1 rRNA gene is annotated in these 3,157 nt (G+C 51.3%); it reads left to right on the plus strand.

Going from position 1 to position 3,157, the window contains the following annotated elements:
- Nucleotides 1–194 precede the first annotated feature (194 nt).
- Nucleotides 195–3,086, plus strand: a 23S ribosomal RNA gene (locus J2T47_RS29140).
- The last annotated feature ends 71 nt before the right edge of the window (nucleotides 3,087–3,157 follow it).

The raw sequence follows: 3,157 nt of genomic DNA on the forward strand, positions 1-3,157 counted from the left end.
TGAACGAACATTGATGTCTGGTCTTTGTGCCAGAACTGTTCTTTAAAAATTTGGGTATGTGATAGAAGTAGACTGAATAATCTCTTTCACTGGTGATTATTCAAGTCAAGGTAAAATTTGCGAGTTCAAGCGCGAATTTTCGGCGAATGTCGTCTTCACGTTCGAGACAATAACCAGATTGCTTGGGGTTATATGGTCAAGTGAAGAAGCGCATACGGTGGATGCCTTGGCAGTCAGAGGCGATGAAAGACGTGGTAGCCTGCGATAAGCTTCGGGGAGTCGGCAAACAGACTTTGATCCGGAGATCTCTGAATGGGGAAACCCACCTAGCATAAGCTGGGTATCTTGCACTGAATACATAGGTGTAAGAGGCGAACCAGGGGAACTGAAACATCTAAGTACCCTGAGGAAAAGAAATCAACCGAGATTCCCTTAGTAGTGGCGAGCGAACGGGGATTAGCCCTTAAGCTTCTTTGAATCTAACAGAACGCTCTGGAAAGTGCGGCCATAGTGGGTGATAGCCCCGTATGTGAAAGGTTCTTTGAAGTGAAATCGAGTAGGACGGAGCACGAGAAACTTTGTCTGAATATGGGGGGACCATCCTCCAAGGCTAAATACTACTGACTGACCGATAGTGAACCAGTACCGTGAGGGAAAGGCGAAAAGAACCCCGGAGAGGGGAGTGAAATAGAACCTGAAACCGTATGCGTACAAGCAGTGGGAGCCTACTTTGTTAGGTGACTGCGTACCTTTTGTATAATGGGTCAGCGACTTATATTCAGTGGCGAGCTTAACCGTATAGGGAAGGCGTAGCGAAAGCGAGTCTTAATAGGGCGTTTTAGTCGCTGGGTATAGACCCGAAACCGGGCGATCTATCCATGAGCAGGTTGAAGGTTAGGTAACACTGACTGGAGGACCGAACCCACTCCCGTTGAAAAGGTAGGGGATGACTTGTGGATCGGAGTGAAAGGCTAATCAAGCTCGGAGATAGCTGGTTCTCCTCGAAAGCTATTTAGGTAGCGCCTCACGTATCACTCCAGGGGGTAGAGCACTGTTTCGGCTAGGGGGTCATCCCGACTTACCAAACCGATGCAAACTCCGAATACCTGGAAGTGTCAGCGTGGGAGACACACGGCGGGTGCTAACGTCCGTCGTGAAAAGGGAAACAACCCAGACCGTCAGCTAAGGTCCCAAAGTTATGGTTAAGTGGTAAACGATGTGGGAAGGCTTAGACAGCTAGGAGGTTGGCTTAGAAGCAGCCACCCTTTAAAGAAAGCGTAATAGCTCACTAGTCGAGTCGGCCTGCGCGGAAGATGTAACGGGGCTCAAACCATACACCGAAGCTACGGGTGCATCGCAAGATGCGCGGTAGAGGAGCGTTCTGTAAGCCTGTGAAGGTGAGTTGAGAAGCTTGCTGGAGGTATCAGAAGTGCGAATGCTGACATGAGTAACGACAATGGGAGTGAAAAACTCCCACGCCGAAAGACCAAGGGTTCCTGCGCAACGTTAATCGACGCAGGGTTAGTCGGTCCCTAAGGCGAGGCTGAAGAGCGTAGTCGATGGGAAACAGGTTAATATTCCTGTACTTCTAGTTACTGCGATGGAGGGACGGAGAAGGCTAGGCCAGCTTGGCGTTGGTTGTCCAAGTTTAAGGTGGTAGGCAGAGATCTTAGGTAAATCCGGGGTCTTAATGCCGAGAGCTGATGACGAGTCATCTTTCAGATGATGAAGTGGTTGATGCCATGCTTCCAGGAAAAGCTTCTAAGCTTCAGGTAACTAGGAACCGTACCCCAAACCGACACAGGTGGTTGGGTAGAGAATACCAAGGCGCTTGAGAGAACTCGGGTGAAGGAACTAGGCAAAATGGCACCGTAACTTCGGGAGAAGGTGCGCCGGCGAGGGTGAAGCATTTACTGCGTAAGCCCATGCCGGTCGAAGATACCAGGCCGCTGCGACTGTTTATTAAAAACACAGCACTCTGCAAACACGAAAGTGGACGTATAGGGTGTGACGCCTGCCCGGTGCCGGAAGGTTAATTGATGGGGTTAGCGAAAGCGAAGCTCTTGATCGAAGCCCCGGTAAACGGCGGCCGTAACTATAACGGTCCTAAGGTAGCGAAATTCCTTGTCGGGTAAGTTCCGACCTGCACGAATGGCGTAACGATGGCGGCGCTGTCTCCACCCGAGACTCAGTGAAATTGAAATCGCTGTGAAGATGCAGTGTATCCGCGGCTAGACGGAAAGACCCCGTGAACCTTTACTGTAGCTTTGCACTGGACTTTGAGCCTGCTTGTGTAGGATAGGTGGGAGGCTTTGAAGCGTGGACGCCAGTCTGCGTGGAGCCATCCTTGAAATACCACCCTGGCATGCTTGAGGTTCTAACTCTGGTCCGTTATCCGGATCGAGGACAGTGTATGGTGGGCAGTTTGACTGGGGCGGTCTCCTCCTAAAGAGTAACGGAGGAGTACGAAGGTGCGCTCAGACCGGTCGGAAATCGGTCGTAGAGTATAAAGGCAAAAGCGCGCTTGACTGCGAGACAGACACGTCGAGCAGGTACGAAAGTAGGTCTTAGTGATCCGGTGGTTCTGTATGGAAGGGCCATCGCTCAACGGATAAAAGGTACTCCGGGGATAACAGGCTGATACCGCCCAAGAGTTCATATCGACGGCGGTGTTTGGCACCTCGATGTCGGCTCATCACATCCTGGGGCTGAAGCCGGTCCCAAGGGTATGGCTGTTCGCCATTTAAAGTGGTACGCGAGCTGGGTTTAGAACGTCGTGAGACAGTTCGGTCCCTATCTGCCGTGGACGTTTGAGATTTGAGAGGGGCTGCTCCTAGTACGAGAGGACCGGAGTGGACGAACCTCTGGTGTTCCGGTTGTCACGCCAGTGGCATTGCCGGGTAGCTATGTTCGGAATAGATAACCGCTGAAAGCATCTAAGCGGGAAACTAGCCTCAAGATGAGATCTCACTGGGAACTTGATTCCCCTGAAGGGCCGTCGAAGACTACGACGTTGATAGGTCGGGTGTGTAAGCGCTGTGAGGCGTTGAGCTAACCGATACTAATTGCCCGTGAGGCTTGACCATATAACACCCAAACAATTTGCGTGTTGTACGGTGAAGACGTAACGAACCGAAAGTTCGTGTGAACCGCAAAT

It is taken from the genome of Pseudomonas nitroreducens, from assembly GCF_024170165.1.
Lineage (GTDB): Bacteria > Pseudomonadota > Gammaproteobacteria > Pseudomonadales > Pseudomonadaceae > Pseudomonas > Pseudomonas nitroreducens_C.